The 5,376-nt window shown below is 71.0% G+C and carries 4 protein-coding genes; 2 read left to right on the forward strand and 2 right to left on the reverse strand.

Translation table 11 applies throughout. The features are described 5' to 3' along the window. Positions 1 to 246, reverse strand: a 246-nt coding sequence (locus tag ABZ260_RS45610; RefSeq protein ID WP_355630664.1) for a hypothetical protein, incomplete at its 3' end; no start/stop codon positions are given. Further along, positions 243 to 2,777, reverse strand: coding sequence for a prolyl oligopeptidase family serine peptidase (locus ABZ260_RS45615; RefSeq protein WP_355630666.1), 2,535 nt, complete (start codon positions 2,775 to 2,777; stop codon positions 243 to 245). The genes ABZ260_RS45615 and ABZ260_RS45610, both read right to left, overlap by 4 nt. A gap of 176 nt (positions 2,778 to 2,953) precedes the next feature. Between ABZ260_RS45615 and ABZ260_RS45620 the strand changes: the two genes are divergently transcribed. Both ABZ260_RS45620 and ABZ260_RS45625 read left to right on the forward strand, forming a co-directional pair. Beyond that, positions 2,954 to 4,165 carry a cytochrome P450 gene (locus tag ABZ260_RS45620; RefSeq protein WP_355630668.1) on the forward strand — a complete coding sequence of 404 codons (1,212 nt, stop codon included), beginning with the start codon at positions 2,954 to 2,956 and terminating at the stop codon, positions 4,163 to 4,165. Between the two features lie 11 nt (positions 4,166 to 4,176). Beyond that, positions 4,177 to 5,376, forward strand: a 1,200-nt coding sequence (locus ABZ260_RS45625; RefSeq protein WP_355630671.1) for a winged helix DNA-binding domain-containing protein, incomplete at its 3' end; no start/stop codon positions are given.

The following is a 5,376-nucleotide window of genomic DNA, read 5'->3' on the forward strand; positions in this document are numbered from 1 at the left end:
CAGCGGCGGCAAGATGTTCATCACCAACGGAACCTGGGCGAAGGTCGCGCTCACCTTCGCCAGGACCGGCGAGATGGGCATCACCGCCTTCCTGGCCACTGCGGCCAGGTCGCCGAGCGCCGCGCCCAGTGCCGCCTCGTCGAGGGGGCCGGTCAGCCGCAGCCGCAGGGAGATCCCACCGGGCGCGACATCGCCGAGCAGATGTTCCAGCCAGGCCCGCTCCTGGACGGGCGAGAAGAGCCTCACCGCTCGCTCCCGGGCAGGTTCAGCCGGAGCCAGTCCAGCTCCTGTTCGATCATGCTCTGGAAGTTCGCGGGCGAGACCATCGAGTACGGCATGTGTGCCTCGCCCCAGTAGCTGACCAGCCGCACCTTCTTGGCCTGCCTGGCCAGCGCCGTGTACATCTCCTCGGAGCCGGTGTGGGTCAGGTAGTCACGCTCGCCGTGCAGCATGAGCACCGGGGTCTTGATCTTGCCCGCGTGCAGCAGCGGGCTGTTGCGCACGTACCGCTGTGGGTCCTCCCACGGGGGCCTGCCCAGCCCGAACTCGAAGGCCGGGTCCTCGATGTAGGCCGGCGCGAACCATTCCTGCGCGCGCGGCGTGTAGCGGAAGCGGGAGTCGAACACGCCGTAGCTGCTGATCACGTCGGAGAAGCCGGAGATCGCGATCGCCGCCTCGAACCGGTCGGTCCGGGTGACGAGGCTGTGCACGTTGTAGGAGCCGAAGGAGTGCCCCATCACCGCCAGCCGCTTGGAATCGGCCACCCCCGAGTCGATCGCGGCGTCCACCGCGTTCATGATCGGCTTGGTGGGCCAGGTCATCGGCTCGGCCGCCGCCTTGCCCTCGGGGCGGGGGATCGACGGGACGAGCACGGCGTAGCCGCCTGCGGCCAGGAACTGCAGGGTCAGGTAGCTCGGGTTGTTGACCTGGAACTCCGGCACGTCCTCCAGGGTCGAGACGATCCGGGTGCCGTACACGTTGACCACGAGCGGGTGACGCTGCCCGTCACGGTGGCCCGGTGGCAGCAGCAGCGCGCCGGTCAGCTTCTCCCCGTCCGCGCCCTTGTAGGTGACGAGCCTGCGTTGCGGGGGGAGCACCTGGGCGAGATGGCCGTTCAGCGAGATCCGCTGGGTGTGGCGGCCGGCGTGCGTGGTCCACAGCGCGGTGCCCTGGTCGCCGCCCGCGCCGAAGACCGCGGTGCGGTTGGCGGGGGAGTACCCGGCGACGCCCGCTTCGGGGTGCGGCGCCGGGAGCGGGGTCAGCACCGGTGCGGCGCCGGGCGCCAGCTCGTACAGGCCGCCTTTGGTGTCACGCGCCAGCACCAGGGGGAAGTCGCGGTCGAGCCGGGGGTTGGCCGGTTCGGCGCCGCCCCGGTCGGTGGGGCGTACGCCGTTGCGCCTGACACCGTCGTCCAGCGGCCAGGCCAGCTCCGCCAGCGGGGCGGCACCGGTGGCCTTCAGGTCGCGGGCCTGCCCGGTACGCGGGTCGATCAACCAGGCGCGCCCGTCGGCCACGCCCAGCACGCCGCCGGCCACCGGCACCAGCTCCAGCGGGGGGACCTTGAACCGCGAGGTCAGGTCGCGCGGCTTGGCGGCGGGATCGGCCGGGTCGAACGCCCACCAGTCCTGGCGGGCCGCCGGATCGGCGGCATCGGCGACCTGCGTACCGCGCACCAGCGGGGTGCCCGCGCCCCAGAGCAGGCCGGTGGCCACCAGCCGGTCGGCGGCCAGCGGTGCGGCCTTCCCGCCGGCGGCGGGCACCAGGTAGGCGGTGAACGGGTCGGGCGTCTTCGGCGTGGCCTTGCCGACGACCAGCAGGTTGGCGCCGTCGGCGGCCCAGCGGGGCTGCACGGTGACCGAGGGACTCGGCACCTCGGTCACCACGCGTGGCTGCCCGCCGGCGGCGGAGGCGATCGCCAGCCGGGTACGCCGTTCCAGGACGCGCTTGAGCTGTCCGGCGCGTGCGGGGGTGGGGCCGAGGTCGTCCACCCGGGCGATGCGCCGCCCGGTCGGGTCGGCGACCAGGTTGCCCGCCGTGTAGGTGCGGGCCGGCCCCGCTGAGGTGATCTTGCCGGTGACGGCGTCGATGACGGCGATCTCCTCGTCCAGCGTGTCCGCCCTGCCGGCGGTGGAGCTGTCGAGCACGGAGGCGGTGTTCTCCTTGCCGCGCTCGACCTTGGCCCACTCCTTCGGGGCGGCACGCTGAGCCTCCAGCCACTGCCCGTACTCCAGCGACCGGCGGCCGGGGTTCACCATCGGCGCGATCACCCGCCGGGAGTCCAGCCACTGGATCAGGTAGCCGGAGGCGTTCGTCATCGTCTGCACCCCGCGCGGGGTCAGTTTGCGGATCTCGCCGCTCTCACGGTCCCACACGTGCAGGAACACGTCGTCGCCGCCCCGGGTGGAGGCGAAGGCCAGCATGCGCCCGTCGGGCGACCAGACCGGGTTGTAGTGACCGGTGCCGTCCTTCGCCCCGTGCGTCACGTCACGGGCCGGTCCCGCGCCGTCCGCTATCCAGATGTCGGCGCGCTCGTTTCCATCGACAAATGATGCGCCATATCTGCTCGACTCGCTCGGACCACGTTTCACGACCGCCGCCACTGATTTACCGTCGGGGGACGGGACGACCTGACCGAGTTTCTTCGTGGTCAGGAAGTCCCGCATCGTGAACGGCCCGGGGGCCCGCACCGCGACAGGCTGCTCCACCGGTGGGGAAGCGCCTCCCACCAGGGCGGCGGCCGTGAGCAACGACAGGACGAGCTTGACACGTAGCACCATGGGAGGACGATAACCACGTCATCGGAAACGCGGAAAAACGCCCGGGCGGCCCTCCGGTGGGCGGCTTATAATCCCGCCTTCGCCTTAATCGGACCATCCCGCCGCTTAAATCAGTGCCATCCCGCCGGCGAGATGACATCTGCCGGAAATTTCTCTGAGGAATGGGAGGTTCGTAAATGACCGATGTCGATCTGGCCGACGCCGATCTGCACGTCGGAGACAGACCCCACGAGGTCTTCCGCCGGCTGCGCGACCACGACCCGCTGTACTGGAACCCCGAGGGCAGGGAGCCGGGCTTCTGGTCGGTCACCCGCTACGAGGACTGCGTGAAGGTGCAGAAGGACCCCCGGACCTTCAGTTCCAACCAGACCAACACCCTCGGCCCGCACCGCAACACCGGTGACCAGGGATCCGGAAAGATGATCAACACGACCGATCCGCCCCGCCACACCGAGCTGCGCAAGCTGGTCAACAAGTGCTTCACGCCCCGGGCCATCGCCGCCCTGGAGCCGTACCTGCGCTCGGTCGTCAGGGACGTGTTCGCCGACGCGCTGGAGCGGGGCGAGTGCGACTTCGCCGAGGTCGTGGCGGCTCTGCCGGTCGCGGGCATCTCCGCGCTGCTGGACGTGCCGCGCCAGGACTGGGACCTGATGCTCAACCTCACCTCCACCGCGTTCGGCTCGCACGACAGCGAGTACCAGCTGACCTCCGACGTGCGCGCCAACGCCGCCCAGGCGCACGGCCGGCTCCTGCTCTACTGCCAGGGCCTGGTGGAGCGGCGGCGCGCCTCGCCCGGCGACGACATCGTCAGCCTGCTGGCCCGCTCCCAGGACGCGGGGGTGCTCAGCGAGGAGGAGTGCCTGCTCTTCTTCGACGTGCTGATGCTCGGCGGCAACGAGACCACCCGGCACGCCGCGGTCGGAGGGCTGCTGGCCCTCATGGAGCACCCCGACCAGTGGGAGCGGCTGCGCAAGGAGCCCGAGCTGGTGCCCAACGCGGTCGGCGAGCTGCTGCGCTGGACCTCGCCCAGCCGCCACGTGCTGCGCCGCGCCACCCGCGAGACCGAGCTGCACGGCAAGACCATCCATCCGGGCCAGGACGTCGTCATCTGGCACACCTCCGCCAACCGTGACGAGCGGGTGTTCGACGCGCCGGAGGTGTTCGACGTCGGACGCCCCCGCAGTTCACGCAACGGGCACGTCGCGTTCGGCTCCGGGCCGCACTTCTGCCTGGGCGCCGCGCTCGCCGAGCTGGAGCTCACCGTCTTCCTGGACGAGCTCGCGACCTCGGTGTCGGCGGCCGAACTGCTCGGGCCGCCCGACTACCTGCGCTCCCCGGTCATCAACGGTGTCAAGCACGTCCAGGTTCGGCTCCACCCCATGGGGTAGAAGCGGAGACCATGAACTCACTCACCTGGGATCAGGTCCACGCGCGGCGGCTGGCCCGCCACCATCTCGTGAAACCCGTCTCCGGCGACCTGCGGAAACCCGTGCGTGACGTGTGCGGGGTGCAGGCGCAGGTCGCCGCCGCGGCCGAGCTGGCCATCGGGTCACGGGTGAGGGACGCCACCCGCGAGCAGGTCCGCGCGGAGCTGTACGACGACAAGCGCCTCGTCAAGACCTACAGCCTGCGCGGCACCCTGCACGTGCACGCCGCCGACGAGCTGGCCCTGTGGCTGGCGGCCATGCGCTGGAAGCCCTACTGGCGTGCCAAGGGCAGCTGGCACGCCCACCACGAGCTGACCACGAAACAGGGCGAGTCGTTCGTCGACGCGGTCCGCCAGGCACTGGACGGCGAGTGCCTGACCCGCGAGGAGCTGGCCGGGGAGGTATCGGGCCGGGTCGGCGCCTGGGCCAAGGACAGGCTCGCCTCCAACTGGGGCGAGCTGCTGCGTCCGGTGGCCTACCTCGGCGTGCTCTGCTTCGGGCCGGTACGGGGCGCCAAGGTCACCTACGTCAGGCCCGACCGGTGGGCGGGGCTGAAGGTCGAGCTCGGCGACCAGCCCGACCCCGAGGAGTCGGCGATGGAGATCATCCGCCGCTACCTGCGCGCGTACGGTCCCGCCACCCACCAGGACCTGGCCCGCTGGTTCGCGCTCAGGCCACCCGAGGCACGCGAGGCGCTGGAGTCGCTCGGCGACGAGATCGTCCAGGTCGAGGTCGAGGGCCGCAAGGCGTACGTCCTCGCCGCCGACGAGAGCCGCTGGCCGTCACAGGCGAGCTGCCTGCGACTGCTGCCGCAGTACGAGGCGTACGTCCTGGGCAGCGGTCCCAAGGAGGTCGTCGTGCCCAAGGACACCGCCGGACGCGTCTTCGAGCACGGCCGGGGCAGGTACGAGGGCGCGGTCGCCCACCAGATCATGCTCGTCGACGGGGTCGTGTCCGGCATGTGGGAACGCAGGGAGAAGGGCGGCAAGGTCGAGATCAAGGTCGAGTCGTTCGTCGAACTCGATTCCGGCCGGAGCGAGGAGCTGGAGCGGGAGGCCGAGCGTGTCGGCCGCTTTTACGGCGCCCGGGTCGGTGCCGATGAGGCGCCGAGGGCCCGCGACGGAACATCGGCAGGCAGAAGGAGAGGACAACGAGTGGTGCAGGGAACAGGA

Source organism: Streptosporangium sp. NPDC006013, assembly GCF_040614275.1.
Lineage (GTDB): Bacteria > Actinomycetota > Actinomycetes > Streptosporangiales > Streptosporangiaceae > Streptosporangium.